This is a genomic window from Streptomyces sp. SID1328 (assembly GCF_009865595.1).
Lineage (GTDB): Bacteria > Actinomycetota > Actinomycetes > Streptomycetales > Streptomycetaceae > Streptomyces > Streptomyces griseoluteus.
Genome location: NZ_WWKH01001068.1, coordinates 1 through 15037, shown reverse-complemented (window position 1 = coordinate 15037; position 15037 = coordinate 1). Strand labels below are relative to the sequence as shown.

General features: G+C 70.3%; 11 protein-coding genes, 1 rRNA gene, 3 pseudogenes and 1 riboswitch. Of the genes and pseudogenes, 12 read left to right on the top strand and 3 right to left on the bottom strand.

The window, feature by feature from the left end:
- The first annotated feature begins 99 nt into the window (after positions 1-99).
- The 11 genes and pseudogenes from rrf to GT030_RS34295 all read left to right on the top strand — a co-directional run bounded on the left by rrf (position 100) and on the right by GT030_RS34295 (position 10561).
- Positions 100-216: ribosomal RNA gene (rrf, locus tag GT030_RS34345) — 5S ribosomal RNA — on the top strand.
- A 108-nt stretch (positions 217-324) separates the two neighbouring features.
- On the top strand, positions 325-957 hold the full coding sequence (locus tag GT030_RS34340; protein WP_031181999.1) for a CDP-alcohol phosphatidyltransferase family protein: 633 nt from the start codon (positions 325-327) through the stop codon (positions 955-957).
- A gap of 91 nt (positions 958-1048) precedes the next feature.
- The gene (locus GT030_RS34335; protein WP_161204405.1) at positions 1049-3544 is read left to right on the top strand and encodes a mannose-1-phosphate guanyltransferase; all 2496 of its coding nucleotides are present in this window, start codon (positions 1049-1051) and stop codon (positions 3542-3544) included.
- Positions 3545-3645: 101 nt separating this feature from the next.
- The gene (locus GT030_RS34330) at positions 3646-4569 is read left to right on the top strand and encodes a DUF881 domain-containing protein (protein ID WP_202460919.1); all 924 of its coding nucleotides are present in this window, start codon (positions 3646-3648) and stop codon (positions 4567-4569) included.
- On the top strand, positions 4566-4898 hold the full coding sequence (locus tag GT030_RS34325) for a small basic family protein (protein WP_161204403.1): 333 nt from the start codon (positions 4566-4568) through the stop codon (positions 4896-4898). The genes GT030_RS34330 and GT030_RS34325 overlap by 4 nt, the downstream gene beginning before the upstream one ends.
- 5 nt (positions 4899-4903) lie before the next feature.
- Positions 4904-5767 carry a DUF881 domain-containing protein gene (locus GT030_RS34320; RefSeq protein WP_161204406.1) on the top strand — a complete coding sequence of 288 codons (864 nt, stop codon included), beginning with the start codon at positions 4904-4906 and terminating at the stop codon, positions 5765-5767.
- Between the two features lie 82 nt (positions 5768-5849).
- Positions 5850-6722 (top strand): FHA domain-containing protein, encoded by an 873-nt coding sequence (locus GT030_RS34315; protein WP_135791185.1) that lies wholly within the window; start codon positions 5850-5852, stop codon positions 6720-6722.
- Positions 6723-6765: 43 nt separating this feature from the next.
- Positions 6766-7503 carry a MerR family transcriptional regulator gene (locus tag GT030_RS34310; protein ID WP_161204402.1) on the top strand — a complete coding sequence of 246 codons (738 nt, stop codon included), beginning with the start codon at positions 6766-6768 and terminating at the stop codon, positions 7501-7503.
- Between the two features lie 96 nt (positions 7504-7599).
- Complete coding sequence (locus tag GT030_RS34305; RefSeq protein ID WP_004002801.1) at positions 7600-8073, top strand: bifunctional nuclease family protein; 474 nt, start codon at positions 7600-7602, stop codon at positions 8071-8073.
- 265 nt (positions 8074-8338) lie between these two features.
- Entirely contained in the window at positions 8339-9022 is a 684-nt protein-coding gene (locus GT030_RS34300) for a MerR family transcriptional regulator (protein ID WP_086695648.1), read from the top strand.
- Between the two features lie 76 nt (positions 9023-9098).
- Positions 9099-10561 (top strand): annotated as a pseudogene (locus tag GT030_RS34295) (DNA polymerase IV).
- A 149-nt stretch (positions 10562-10710) separates the two neighbouring features.
- On the opposite strand, the pseudogene GT030_RS37500 reads toward GT030_RS34295, so the two are convergent.
- Positions 10711-10854: pseudogene (locus GT030_RS37500) on the bottom strand (PRC-barrel domain-containing protein); the annotation flags it as partial.
- Between the two features lie 119 nt (positions 10855-10973).
- Positions 10974-11068, top strand: a riboswitch (glycine riboswitch).
- 174 nt (positions 11069-11242) lie between these two features.
- Here GT030_RS37500 and gcvP point away from each other — a divergent pair.
- The gene (gene gcvP / locus GT030_RS34285; protein ID WP_161204399.1) at positions 11243-14128 is read left to right on the top strand and encodes an aminomethyl-transferring glycine dehydrogenase; all 2886 of its coding nucleotides are present in this window, start codon (positions 11243-11245) and stop codon (positions 14126-14128) included.
- A gap of 64 nt (positions 14129-14192) precedes the next feature.
- Here the strand turns inward: gcvP and GT030_RS34280 are convergent.
- Positions 14193-14336 (bottom strand): annotated as a pseudogene (locus tag GT030_RS34280) (TOBE domain-containing protein); the annotation flags it as partial.
- 27 nt (positions 14337-14363) lie between these two features.
- A partial coding sequence (locus GT030_RS34275; RefSeq protein ID WP_161204398.1) for a TOBE domain-containing protein occupies positions 14364-15037 on the bottom strand: 674 nt, incomplete at its 5' end.

Below are 15037 nucleotides of genomic sequence, written 5' to 3'. Positions count from 1 at the left end.
CCGAGGGCTTGTCCTCAGTTGCTCGCGTCCACTGTGTTGGTTCTGAAACCACGAACAGCCTCATGTGCCACACATGACGGTTTGACAGTTTCATAGTGTTTCGGTGGTCATAGCGTGAGGGAAACGCCCGGTTACATTCCGAACCCGGAAGCTAAGCCTCACAGCGCCGATGGTACTGCAGGGGGGACCCTGTGGGAGAGTAGGACGCCGCCGAACTCCTTTTACAGCTCCGGCTCTTGGGCATACAGCCCGAGAGCCGGAGCTTTTTTGCGTTGCGGTAGGGTCAGGGTGCGTTGTCGTCACTTTCGTACAGGAGGCTTCCGGGTGGAGGTCCAGGAGACCCGCGTCCAGACGGACCGGGTCCTCACCATCCCCAACATCCTCAGCATGGCTCGGCTCGCCGGTGTCCCTCTGTTCCTGTGGCTGATCCTCAGGCCGGAGTTCGGAGGCCCGAAGAGTGATGGTTGGGCTCTCCTGGTCCTGGCACTGAGCGGAGTCAGCGACTATCTGGACGGCAAGCTCGCCCGGCGCTGGAACCAGGTCAGCAGCCTCGGCCGGCTTCTCGACCCGGCCGCCGACCGGCTCTATGTCCTTTCCACGCTCCTCGGTCTCACCTGGCGGGAGATCCTGCCGCTGTGGCTGACCGCGCTGCTGCTGGCCCGGGAACTCGTTCTGCTGGTGATGGTCGGCATCCTCCGCCGGCACGGCTATCCGCCGCCCCAGGTGAACTTCCTCGGGAAGGCGGCCACCTTCAACCTGATGTATGCCTTCCCGTTGCTGCTGCTCAGTGACGGAAGCGGTTGGATCGCGTCACTCGCCGCTGTTTTCGGATGGGCGTTCGCCGGGTGGGGTACAACCCTGTATTGGTGGGCAGGAGTGCTTTATATGGTCCAGGTCCGCCGTCTGGTGCGCGCGGACTCGTTGGCCGACGGAACTCCGAGATCGTCCACGACGTGACGCTTCGATGGCCCGCGACGTAAAAGTGCGGGACAATCTGGACGGGTGAAGTCGGCTAGACCGTCGTCTCTTCGAGGAGGACGCTTCCGACATGAAGGCCGTCGTGATGGCCGGAGGCGAAGGCACGCGCCTGCGCCCCATGACCTCTAGCATGCCCAAGCCGCTCCTGCCCGTGGCGAACCGCCCGATCATGGAGCATGTGCTCAGGTTGCTCAAAAAGCATGGGCTCAACGAGACCGTGGTCACCGTGCAGTTCCTGGCGTCGCTCGTCAAGAACTACTTCGGTGACGGCGAAGAGCTCGGCATGGAGCTCACGTATGCCAATGAGGAGAAGCCACTCGGTACCGCCGGAAGCGTCAAGAACGCCGAGGACGCGCTCAAGGACGACGCCTTCCTCGTCATTTCCGGTGATGCGCTGACCGACTTCGACCTCACCGAGCTGATCAACTTCCACAAGGAGAAGGGAGCCCTGGTCACGGTCTGCCTGACCCGGGTCCCGAATCCGCTGGAGTTCGGCATCACCATCGTGGACGAGGAGGGCAAGGTCGAGCGCTTCCTCGAGAAGCCGACCTGGGGCCAGGTCTTCTCCGACACGGTGAACACGGGCATCTATGTGATGGAGCCCGAGGTGTTCGACTATGTCGATCCCGATGTCCCCGTCGACTGGTCCGGAGATGTCTTCCCCCAGTTGATGAAGGAGGGCAAGCCCATCTACGGCTACATCGCCGAGGGCTACTGGGAGGACGTCGGCACCCACGAGAGCTATGTGAAGGCCCAGGCCGACGTCCTCGAGGGCAAGGTCGACGTCGACATCGACGGATTCGAGATCTCGCCCGGCGTCTGGGTCGCCGAGGGTGCCGAGGTGCACCCCGACGCGGTGCTGCGCGGGCCGCTCTACATCGGTGACTACGCCAAGGTCGAGGCGGGCGCGGAGATACGCGAGCACTCCGTCATCGGCTCCAACGTGGTGGTCAAGAGCGGCGCCTTCCTGCACAAGGCCGTCGTCCACGACAACGTGTACGTCGGCCAGCAGAGCAATCTGCGTGGCTGTGTGATCGGCAAGAACACCGACATCATGCGGGCCGCGCGGATCGAGGACGGCGCGGTCATCGGTGACGAGTGCCTGATCGGCGAGGAGTCGATCATCCAGGGCAACGTCCGGGTGTACCCGTTCAAGACCATCGAGGCCGGCGCCTTCGTCAACACCTCGGTCATCTGGGAGTCCAGGGGTCAGGCGCACCTCTTCGGGGCGCGCGGGGTCACCGGCATCCTGAACGTGGAGATCACGCCGGAGCTGGCCGTACGGCTGGCCGGGGCGTACGCCACCACCCTGAAGAAGGGCACCACGGTCACCACGGCACGTGACCACTCCCGAGGCGCCCGTGCGCTCAAGCGTGCGGTGATCTCGGCGCTCCAGGCGAGCGCGATCGACGTGCGCGACCTGGAGAACGTGCCGCTGCCCGTGGCCCGGCAGCAGACCGCGCGGGGCAGCTCCGGCGGCATCATGATCCGGACCTCGCCGGGTGTGCCGGACTCCGTGGACATCATGTTCTTCGACGCCAAGGGCGCGGACCTCTCCCAGGGCAGCCAGCGCAAGCTGGACCGGGTGTTCGCGCGCCAGGAGTACCGGCGGGCGTTCCCCGGCGAGATCGGTGACCTGTACTTCCCGTCCAGCGTGTACGACTCGTACACCGGGTCGCTGCTGCGGAACGTGGACACGACCGGGATCGCCGAGTCCGGGCTGAAGGTCGTCGTCGACGCCTCGAACGGCAGCGCCGGCCTGGTCCTGCCCAGCCTGCTCGGCAAGCTCGGCGTGGACTCGCTGACCATCAACCCCGGTCTGGACGAGTCCCGGCCCACCGAGACCGAGGAGATGCGGCGCAAGGGCCTGCAGCGGCTCGGCGAGATCGTGGCGTCCTCCGGGGCGGCGTTCGGTGTGCGGTTCGACCCCGTCGGCGAGCGGCTGTCGCTCGTGGACGAGAAGGGCAGCATCATCGAGGACGACCGGGCGCTGCTGGTGATGCTCGACCTGGTCGCCGCCGAGCGGCGCAGCGGCCGGGTGGCGCTGCCGGTGACCACCACCCGGATCGCGGAGCAGGTGGCCGCGTACCACGGCACCCAGGTGGAGTGGACGACCACCTCGCCGGACGACCTCACGCGGGTCGGCGGGGAGGAGGAGACCATCTTCGGCGGTGACGGCAAGGGCGGCTTCATCGTCCCCGAGTTCAGCAGCGTCTACGACGGCACCGCGGCGTTCGTGCGGCTGATCGGGCTGGTGGCGCGGACGCAGCTCACGCTGAGCCAGATCGACGCCCGGATTCCGCGGGCCCACGTCCTCAAGAGGGACCTGGCGACGCCGTGGGCGGTCAAGGGCCTGGTCATGCGCAGCGTGGTCGAGGCGGCCGGCGACCGGTCCGTGGACACCACGGACGGCGTGCGGGTCGTGGAGAGCGACGGCCGCTGGGTGATGGTTCTGCCCGACCCGGCCGAGGCGGTCACGCACCTGTGGGCGGAGGGCCCGGACGACGCCTCCGCGCAGGCCCTGCTGGACGAGTGGTCGGCCGTGGTGGACAGCGCCGGCCGCTGATCCCCGCGACGCTCCGAATCTGCCGGACAGTGTCCCCACCGGGGGTGCTGTCCGGCAGGTGTATGGGGCTCGTTCGAAGACACCGCTCGCGGCATGCGACGATGTGCGGCATGCCGCAGCAACCCCCCGTTCGGAGCAGCCCCGCGCGGCCGAGGCGTCCGGACGCCTCCATGTCGTTGATCACCAACGTGATGGACCACAGCCTCGACGACGGGTACGCCGAGGCCGCCGCGCGCCGGAAGTCCCTGGGCGAGGGCGGTCTGCCGAAGACCCTCCGCGCCAAGCTGGGCCTCGCGGGCGGTCTGGTGCTCGCGGCCCTGGTTGTGACGGTCGGGGCGTCGCAGGCGCATGTCGCGGCTCCCGTGGTGGCCAAGGAGCGCCAGGAGCTGATCGACCGCATCGACCGGGAGACCACCGCCGCGGACAAGCTCGAGAGCGGGGTCGACCGGCTCCGTGAGGACGTGGGTGCGCGGCAGCGGGCCGCGCTCCGGCTAAGCGGGGGCAGTCAGGCGGACCTCGTGAGTCTGCTGTCGGGTGCCACCGCAGTGCACGGACCCGGCGTGAAGCTCGTGGTGAACGACGCCAAGGAGGCGAGCAGCGGGGGAGACGGCACGAACCCCCGCGAGTCCGCCGGCTTCTCCGACACCGGGCGGGTGCGTGACCGGGACATGCAGCGTGTGGTCAACGGGCTGTGGGCGTCGGGCGCCGAGGCGGTGTCCATCAACGGGCAGCGGCTGACCGCCCTGTCCGCGATCAGGGCCGCGGGTGACGCGATACTGGTCGACAACAGGCCGCTGGTGCCGCCGTACACGGTGCTGGCGGTGGGGGACGGGCAGAAGCTGAGTACCGCGTTCCAGAACAGCGCCGACGGGTTGTATCTGCACGCGCTCCAGGACAACTTCGGTATCCGCACCGCCATCTCCGCGGAGGGCGACGTCCGGTTGCCCGCCGCACCGAGTGTGATCGTACGAACAGCACAGCCGAGCGCCGAGCAGGCCGAGAAGACTGAGAAGGGCACATCGTGATCGCCGTACTGGGCCTCGTCGTGGGAGTGGTGGCCGGACTGTTGGTCCGGCCCGAGGTTCCGGTGGTGGTCGAGCCGTATCTGCCCATCGCCGTCGTGGCGGCGCTGGACGCCGTGTTCGGCGGACTGAGGGCGATGCTCGACGGCATCTTCGACGACAAGGTCTTCGTGGTGTCGTTCCTGTCCAACGTGGTCGTGGCCGCGCTGATCGTGTTCCTGGGCGACGAGCTTGGCGTGGGCGCGCAGTTGTCCACCGGCGTCGTCGTGGTCCTGGGCATCCGCATCTTCTCCAACGCGGCGGCGATCCGGCGCCACGTCTTCCGGGCGTGAGCGGGATGGGCGACCAGGAGGAGCGGCCGGAGAACGGTCTGCGCAAGGAACTCCCCGCCGAGCTGCCGCCCCGGGCCCCCGAGCCCCGGCCGGCCCCCGAGCCCGCTCCCGCGGAGCCGGTGTCGGAGCAGGAGCCCCAGCCGCAGCTCACCGGGCGTCAGCGGCTGATCGACGGTCTCTGGCCGCCCCGGCTGACGCGCGCCCAACTCATCGTGGCGCTGCTGCTGTTCGGGCTGGGGTTCGGGCTGGCCGTGCAGGTGGCCTCCAACAGCGACGGCGACAGCGCGCTGCGCGGAGCCCGCCAGGAGGATCTGGTCCGCATCCTCGATGAACTGGACGACCGTACTCAGCGTCTTGAGGACGAGAAGCAGGGACTGGAGAAGCAGCGTCAGGAGCTGCAGAGCAGCTCCGACCAGGCCGCGGAGGCGCGCAGGCAGACCGCCGAGAAGGAGCGCCAACTCGGCATACTCGCGGGCACCGTGGGCGCGACCGGTCCCGGCATCACGATGACCGTCCAGGACAGGAAGGGAGCCGTCGAGTCCGACATGCTGCTCGACGCGATCCAGGAGCTGCGCGCGGCCGGTGCCGAGGCGATACAGGTCAACGGAGTGCGCGTGGTGGCGAACACCTATTTCTCGGACACGGACGGTAGCGTCGCGGTCGACGGGAACAAGATCAACGCCCCTTATCGTTTCCAGGTCATCGGCAAGCCGCAGGACCTCGAACCGGCGTTGAACATCCCTGGAGGGGTGGTGCAGAGCTTGGAGAAGGAGCAGGCCACGGTGAGTGTGGAGCGGTCGGACAAGATCGTCGTGGATGCCTTGCGGCAAGCGAAGCTGCCTGACTACGCTCGGTCGTCCTCGCGGTGAACCGGCGGTGCATGGGCGGCGTCGGGCGGGGGCATGAGGTTGCGGGGGGTCGCCGCACCGAAGGGGTGGTGCGTGGTGGAAACTGTCGGGTGGATACGGACGTTGTGAAGATGTCCGGATCGGTCGGTGTAGGCATTCTGGGTTCGTCCTGCCCCACGGGCGGGTCTGTTTCGGTCAAGGGGAATCGCCCGTGAAGTTGTTTGGGAAGTTGTTCGGCAAGAGCGCGCGAGAGGGCAACGAGAACGCGACGGCCCGTCATCGCGCACAGCCCGACGAGGAAGGGCAGCGTCCGCTGTTCCGGGACCAGGTGGCTGGTCCGGGTGGTGGCACTTCCGGGGGACAGGGCGCGGCGTCCGTTGACCCTGGCCAGGGCGGCGGCATAGGTTTCGGGCAACCGTCGCGGCAGGAGGCTCCGTCCATGTCGGCCCTGGTGTGTACGAGGTGCGGGAACCGCAACGCGGAGAACGCCCGTTTCTGCTCCCACTGCGGCGCGCCCCTGCGTCCCGGTGTGGCGCCGGAGCGTCCGTCGGAGACCACGTCCACGATCTCCATCTCCGGCATCGAGGCGTACGACTCCGAGGTCACCGGTCAGACGGCGATGCCGATGCTGTCTCCCGAGGCGCAGGCGGCGGTCGACGCGCTGCCGGTCGGTTCGGCGCTGCTGGTGGTCCGCCGGGGTCCGAACTCCGGCAGCCGTTTCCTTCTGGACAGTGACCTGACCACGGCGGGGCGTCACCCGCAGAGCGACATCTTCCTGGACGACGTGACGGTCTCCCGCAGCCATGTGGAGTTCCGCCGCTCGCCCGACGGTTCCTTCACGGTGGCCGACGTGGGCAGCCTCAACGGGACCTACGTCAACCGCGAGCGGATCGACCAGGTGGCGCTGGCCAACGGTGACGAGGTGCAGATCGGCAAGTACCGGCTGGTCTTCTACGCGAGCCGGCAAGGAGTCTGACCCACCCCCGGACGCCCGTCCGGGGGAACCCCAGGGAAGGTCCATGCTTCAAACACCGAGCGGCGGTGCCGGAAGCGGTACCGCCGCCAGGGACAGTGGGCTGATGAGCATCGGCACGGTGCTGAACGTGCTGCGCGACGAGTTCCCCGAAGTCACCATCTCCAAGATTCGCTTCCTGGAGTCGGAGGGGCTCATCGAGCCGCAGCGGGCCCCCTCGGGATACCGCAAGTTCAGCCCCCGTGACGTGGAACGCCTCGGCCATGTCCTCAGGATGCAGCGGGACCACTATCTGCCGCTCAAGGTGATCCGGGAGCATCTGGACGCCATGGAGCGCGGCGAGGCCGCCCCGCTGCCCGTGGTCGGCCGGCAGCGCAGCGGCGACGCCGAGCCCGAGGAGGCCGAGCGGTCCACGGTCGCCCGGATCGGCCGGGACGAACTGCTGGCTTCGGCCGACATCGACCAGGCCGAACTTCGGGAGTGGGAGTCGTACGGGCTCCTCGCCCCCTTGGCCGACGGCGTGTACGACGCCGAGGCCGTCACCGTGGCCGCGCTGGTGGCCGAACTGGGCCGGTTCGGCATCGAGCCCCGCCATCTGCGGGTGATGAAGGCGGCCGCCGAGCGCGAGGCGGGGCTGGTCGACCAGGTCGTCGCCCCCCTGAAGCGGCACCGCAACCCGCAGACCAGGACGCTCGCCGAGGCCCGTACCAGGGAGCTGGCGGCGCTCACCATGAAGCTGCACTCGGCGCTGGTGAAGGCCGCGCTCGGGGTGCGGCTGCCCTGAGGGCGGTGTGCCCCGGCCCGGCCGGCTTGCGCCGGATCGCCCACCTGTTCCCGGCCCGACTACCCAAACGTCCCGAGCACGGCCTAGGGTTGCTGTGTGAACGAGCTCGATGTCGTAGGTGTCCGGGTCGAAATGCCCTCCAACCAACCGATCGTGCTCCTGCGCGAAGTGGGAGGCGACCGCTACCTCCCCATCTGGATCGGGCCGGGGGAGGCGACCGCGATCGCCTTCGCCCAGCAGGGCATGGCTCCCGCGCGTCCGCTGACGCACGACCTGTTCAAGGACGTGCTGGAGGCGGTCGGCCAGGAGCTGACCGAAGTACGCATCACCGATCTGCGAGAGGGTGTCTTCTACGCGGAGCTGGTATTCGCCAGCGGGGTCGAGGTGAGCGCGCGGCCGTCCGACGCCATAGCGCTCGCCCTGCGCACCGGCACGCCTATCTACGGCAGTGACGGGGTGCTGGACGACGCGGGGATCGCCATCCCGGACGAGCAGGAGGACGAGGTGGAGAAGTTCCGCGAGTTCCTCGACCAGATCTCGCCCGAGGACTTCGGTACCAGCAGCCAGTGAGGCCGGGGGCCGGCCGGGTGGACCAAGGGGTCCGCTTACGGTCGGCTCGTGGCACGCTGTGACGCCCGGGCGGGGGCACGTGCCAACGTCCTGTGAGAGCGTCCTACGCCTCTCCGCGAGCGCATTCGGCTAGCCTTTCCCCGCGGTGGGACACGAGAAACCACTCTCAGGGTGATTATCACTCGGCGTGCCGAGTGTGGCGATCGTTGACGCACCCCTGGTGACTGCCTACCGTCGACAAGGCAGGTCAAGGACGGAGGTCGGCGTGAGGATGAGCGGCGACGGTACGGCTGGGGGTGCCCCCGGACACGGTTTCGGGGACAGCGGCCCGTACCTTCCCCCGAGCGCACGGTTTCGGCCGGGCGGGGGACACCCACAGCTCGGCGGCGTGGCCGATCACGCTCCGCAGCGGCCGACGGTGGTGCCTGACGGTGAAGGGGCGGCGGCCATGACGTCCGAGGAGATCGGATACCGCGGTCCCACGGCCTGTGCGGCCGCCGGGATCACCTACCGGCAGCTCGACTACTGGGCCCGTACGGGACTGGTCGAGCCCAGCGTGCGCCCCGCGCATGGTTCCGGCACGCAGCGGCTGTACAGCTTCCGCGACGTGGTCGTGCTGAAGATCGTCAAGCGGTTCCTGGACACCGGTGTCTCGCTCCAGAACATCCGCTCGGCCGTGCAGCACCTCAGGGAGCGCGGGTTCCGCGACCTGGAGCGCATGACCCTGATGAGCGACGGCGCCATGGTGTACGAGTGCACCTCCCCGGACGAGGTCCACGCGCTGCTCCAGGGAGGCCAGGGCATCTTCGGGATCGCCGTCGGCGTGGTCTGGCGGGACGTGGAGAGCGCCCTGTCGCAGCTCCACGGCGAGCGCGTCGACACCGGCGAGACGCTGATCGGGCACAACCCGGCCGACGAACTGGCGCGGCGGCGCAACCGCGCCGTCTGAGACCGGCCGGCACCGTTTTCCACAGGGCGTCCCCGCGCGGGGGCCGTTGTCAGTGGCGTGGTGCAGCATCGGACCTGTGAGAAACGCGCCCACCATCCTCCATCTCGACATGGACGCCTTCTTCGCCTCGGTGGAGCAGGCGTCCAAGCCGAGCCTGCGCGGGAAGGCCGTCGTGGTGGGCGGGATCGGGCCGCGCGGAGTGGTGGCCACCGCGTCCTACGAGGCACGGGTGTTCGGGGTGCACTCGGCGATGCCCACCGCGCAGGCCCGGCGGCTCGCGCCGAACGCCGCTTACCTCATGCCGCGCTTCGCGCTGTACCGGTCGATCAGCGACCAGGTGATGGCGCTGCTGCGGGAGTTGTCCCCTCTGGTGGAGCCGCTGAGCCTGGACGAGGCGTTCGTGGACCTGGAGGCCGGCGACGCCGCCTGGGACGAGGCGTCGGCGCGGGAGGCCGGGGCCCGGCTGCGTGCCGACATCCGGGCGGTGACGGGGCTGACCGGGTCGGTGGGGCTCGCCGCCTCCAAGATGCTGGCCAAGATCGCCTCGGAGCGGGCCAAGCCCGACGGCCTGGTCCTCATCGAACCGGGCACCGAGCGCGCCCTGCTGTCCCCGATGCCGGTCCGTACCCTGCCCGGCGTCGGCCCCGCCACCGGCGACCACCTGCGGCGTGCCGGGATCACCACCGTGCTGGAGCTGTCCGAGGCGGGCGAGGACGAACTGGTCCGGCTGCTCGGCAAGGCCCACGGACACGCGCTGTACGCGATGGCGCTGGCCCGCGACGACCGGCCGGTGGTGGCCGAGCGGGAGGCCAAGTCGGTGTCGGTGGAGGACACCTACGCCGTCGACATCCATGACCGGCTGCGCATCGGCCTGGAGGTCCGCCGCCTCGCCGACCGCTGCGTACGGCGGCTGCGCGGCGCCGGGCTCTCCGGACGCACCATCGTGCTCAAGGTGCGGCGGTACGACTTCTCCACCCTGACCCGCTCCGAGACGCTGCGGGGGCCCACGGACGACCCCTCGGTCATCCGGGAGGCGGCCGCGCGGCTGCTGGACTCCGTCGACACCACGGGCGGGGTGCGGCTGCTGGGCGTCGGCGTGTCCGGGCTGGCCGACTACACGCAGGAGGACCTGTTCGCCCAGGCGGCCGGGGAACTGGCCGAGGAGGCCCCGGAGGAGAGCTCCCCCGACTTCGGCCCGGAGAGACCCGGGCCCGCCGCACCGGAGTGGCGGGCGGGCCAGGACGTACGGCACCCGGAGTACGGGCACGGTTGGGTGCAGGGCAGCGGCCTCGGGCGGGTCACCGTGCGCTTCGAGACCCCGCTCTCCGCGCCGGGCCGGGTACGCACGTTCCGGTCCGACGAGGCCGGCCTGGAACCGGCCGACCCCCTGCCGCTCGTGGCCCAGGTGGAGGCGGCCGCTGCGGAGGGGGAGACGGACGGCGGATGAGGGCAGGGGGTCAGGGTTCCTCGGTGCCCGCGACCTTGCCGAAGTCGCGGTCCGGGGTGGGCCTGGCGGAGCGGCCCACGTCGAGGCCGTAGTGGTGGTAGAGCTGGAGTTCCTGCTCGGGGGAGAGATGGCGGCCCACGCCGAAGTCGGGGGCGTCCTTGATGAGGGCGCGTTCGAAGGGGACGCGGAGTGCGCCGTCGACCAGTTCACTGGGCCCCAGCGGGACGAACGCGTCACGGGAGAAGAGGCCGGTGCGCACCGCCGCCCACTCCGGGACGCCGGTCGCGTCGTCGAGGTACACCTCGTCTATGGTGCCGATCTTGGTGCCGTCGCGGTCGAACGCCTTGCGGCCGATCAGGCTGCGCGGATCGATGTCGGTCTGCACGATCCCTCTCCCTCCACATGGTCGCAACTCATCCGTAAGCACTACAAAAGAGCACAATCAGCCGGGCGGCCACTCGAACGCCGCGCTCAGGACCCCGCTGGTAGGCTGAAGTCGGCTGCTGACCCCGTGCGGGAGAGTCCTCCGAGTCATTCGGAGGCGCCGAAGGAGCAACTCCTCCCCGGAATCTCTCAGGCCCCCGTACCGCACGGACGAGGTCACTCTGGAAAGCAGGGCGGGCGCCGTGGCTCCCGCCCTCACCGACGGTGCAAGCCGGGGTCCGCTGGCCCCCGGTGAAGCTCTCAGGTATGAGATGACAGAGGGGGAGGCCGGTGGGCACCCGAGCCGTGGTGCCCCTCGCAGGTCGCGTCAGACCAGGAGGCCTCCGCACATGACCGCCCCTCGCATTCCGCTCGCCGAGCTCGAAGCGGGCATCCCCTTCGAGCAGCGCCACATCGGGCCCGACCAGGAGGCGCGGGCCAAGATGCTCGCGCAGGTCGGCTACGGCTCCCTCGACGAGCTGACCGCCGCCGCGGTACCGGACGTGATCAAGAACGCCGACGCGCTCGACCTGCCCGGTGCCCGCACCGAGGCCGAGGTGATCGCCGAGCTGCGCGGTCTCGCCGACCACAACCAGGTCCTCGGCTCCATGATCGGCCTGGGCTACTACGGCACCTTCACCCCGCCGGTCATCCTGCGCAACGTCATGGAGAACCCCGCCTGGTACACGGCCTACACGCCGTACCAGCCGGAGATCTCCCAGGGCCGGCTCGAGGCCCTGCTGAACTTCCAGACGATGGTCGCGGACCTCACCGGGCTGCCCACCTCCGGTGCCTCCCTGCTGGACGAGGGCACCGCCGCCGCCGAGGCGATGGCGCTCTCCCGGCGCATGGGCAAGAACAAGAAGGGCCTCTTCCTGGTCGACGCGGACACCCTGCCGCAGACCATCGCCGTCATCGAGACCCGCGCCGAGCCGGCCGGTGTCGAGGTCGTCGTCGCCGACCTGAGCGAGGGCATCCCGGCCGACATCGCCGCCCGCGACATCACCGGCGTCCTGCTCCAGTACCCGGGCGCCTCCGGTGCCGTACGCGACCTGAAGCCGGTGATCGAGCAGGCGCACGGGCTGGGCGCGCTCGTCACCGTCGCCGCGGACCTGCTGGCGCTCACCCTGCTCACCTCGCCCGGTGAGCTGGGCGCGGACATCGCCATCGGCACCACCCAGCGCTTCGGCGTCCCGATGGGCTTCGGTGGACCGCACGCCGGTTACATGGCCGTGCACGAGAAGTTCGCCCGCAGCCTGCCCGGCCGCCTGGTCGGCGTGTCCGTCGACGCCGACGGGCACCGCGCCTACCGCCTCGCGCTCCAGACCCGCGAGCAGCACATCCGGCGCGAGAAGGCCACCAGCAACATCTGCACCGCCCAGGTGCTGCTCGCCGTCATGGCCGGCATGTACGCCGTCTACCACGGCCCCGACGGGCTGCGGACCATTGCCCGCCGCACCCACCGCTACGCCACGATCCTCGCCGGGGGACTGCGCTCCGGCGGTGTCGAGATCGTGCACGGCGCCTACTTCGACACCCTCACCGCGCGCGTGCCCGGCAGGGCCGCCGCGGTCGTCGCGGACGCCCGCGAGGGCGGGGTCAACCTGCGCCTCGTCGACGCCGACCACGTCTCCCTGGCCTGCGACGAGACCACCAACCGGGCTCAGGTCGAGGCCGTCTTCGCCGCCTTCGGCGTCGAGGGCGACATCGAGGCGCTCGACACGGCGGCCGAGGACACGCTGCCCGAGGCGCTGCTGCGCACCGACGACTACCTCACCCACCCGGTCTTCCGCGAGCACCGCTCCGAGACGGCCATGCTGCGCTACCTGCGCAAGCTGTCCGACCGCGACTACGCGCTCGACCGGGGCATGATCCCGCTCGGCTCCTGCACCATGAAGCTGAACGCGACCACCGAGATGGAGCCGGTCACCTGGCCCGAGTTCGGCGCGCTGCACCCCTTCGCCCCCGCCGAGCAGGCCGAGGGCTACCTCACCCTCATCCGCGAGCTGGAGGACCGGCTCGCCGAGGTCACCGGGTACGACAAGGTCTCCCTCCAGCCGAACGCCGGTTCCCAGGGCGAGCTGGCCGGACTGCTCGCCGTACGCGCCTACCACCGGGCCAACGGCGACGCACAGCGCACCGTCTGCCTCATCCCGTCCTCCGCGCACGGCACCAACGCGGCGAGCGCCGTGATGGCCGGGATGAAGGTCGTCGTCGTGAAGACCGCCGGGGACGGCGAGATCGACGTCGACGACCTGCGCGCCAAGATCGAGCAGCACCGCGACGAGCTGTCCGTGCTGATGATCACCTACCCGTCGACGCACGGCGTCTTCGAGGAGCACGTCGCCGACATCTGCGCCCAGGTGCACGACGCGGGCGGCCAGGTGTACGTGGACGGCGCCAACCTCAACGCCCTGGTCGGCCTCGCCAAGCCGGGCCACTTCGGCGGCGACGTCTCCCACCTGAACCTGCACAAGACGTTCTGCATCCCGCACGGCGGCGGCGGCCCCGGCGTCGGCCCGGTCGCGGTCCGCGCCCACCTGGCGCCGTACCTGCCCAACCACCCGATGCAGCCCGCGGCCGGTCCCGAGACGGGCGTCGGCCCGATCTCGGCGGCGCCCTGGGGCAGCGCGGGCATCCTGCCCATCTCCTGGGCGTACGTCCGCCTGATGGGCGGTGAGGGCCTCAAGCGCGCCACCCAGGTGGCCGTGCTCTCCGCCAACTACATCGCCAAGCGCCTGGAGCCGCACTTCCCGGTGCTCTACACCGGCCCCGGCGGCCTGGTCGCGCACGAGTGCATCGTCGACCTGCGCCCGCTGACCAAGGCGACCGGCGTCAGCGTGGACGACGTGGCCAAGCGCCTGATCGACTACGGCTTCCACGCGCCCACCATGTCCTTCCCGGTGGCCGGCACGCTGATGATCGAGCCGACCGAGTCCGAGGACCTGGGCGAGCTGGACCGGTTCTGCGACGCGATGATCGCCATCCGCGCGGAGATCGAGAAGGTCGCCTCCGGTGTCTGGCCCGCCGAGGACAACCCGCTGCGCGGCGCCCCGCACACCGCGGCCGCGCTGGGCGGCGAGTGGACGCACGCGTACAGCCGCGAGGAGGCCGTCTTCCCGGCCGGGGTCTCGGCCGCCGGCAAGTACTGGCCGCCGGTCCGCCGGATCGACCAGGCGTTCGGCGACCGCAACCTGGTCTGCTCCTGCCCCCCGCTGGACGCGTACGAGGACTGAGCGCGTTGATGAGAAGGCCCCCTGCCCCGGTCCGGGCGGGGGGCCTTCCCCGTTCCGCTCAGGCCGTGGCCAGGGACACCGCGGACGCCTTCACCAGGGCGTGCACGGGGGCGCCCTCGGCCGGCCGGATCTTGACGGCCGCCATGACCTCGCCGGGGTGGACCGCCGTGACGGTGCCGGGAAGCTGGTTGCGGATGCTCGTGCTCATGGGGCCACACCGTAGTGGCCGAGCGGCCTATGCCGGGTAGGCGTGGGTCTGCGTCGCTTTGACGGTCGCCCAGACCGGCGCACCGGTGTGCAGGTCCAGCTCGGCGGCGGCCGCGGTGGTGAGATCGGCGGCGAGCCGGATCTCCCCGGTCAGGTCCGCCCGGATCTGATCGGCGTGCGTCTCCAGACCGGCCACCTCGCAGCGCCACAGATTGCGCGCGCTCACCCCGGTCGGCCGGTCCCGGAACAGGGTGACGGCCACCGGCGGGAACGCGACGAACACCGGCCCGGTCAGATCCTCGGTGGTGGTGATCGACGGCCCGCCGTCCAGCCGTACCGCGTGCCCGTCGGCCTCGCCCCGGTAGAGGTTGAGGCCGACCAACTGCGCGATGTAGTCGGTACGGGGGTGCCGGGCGATCTCGGTGGGCGTGCCCTCCTGCACGACCTGGCCGTGCTCGACCACCACCAGCCGGTCCGCGAGCACCATGGCGTCCAGCGGATCGTGCGTCACCAGTACGGCGACCGCCTCGAACTCCGCGAGATGCCGCCGCAACTGCGAGCGGACCTCCAGGCGGGTGCGGGCGTCCAGCGCGGCGAGCGGCTCGTCCAGGAGCAGCAGCCGGGGCCGGGTCGCCAGCGCCCTGGCCAGCGCGACGCGCTGGGCCTGACCGCCGGAGAGACGGCGGGGCTTGGCGCCCGCGT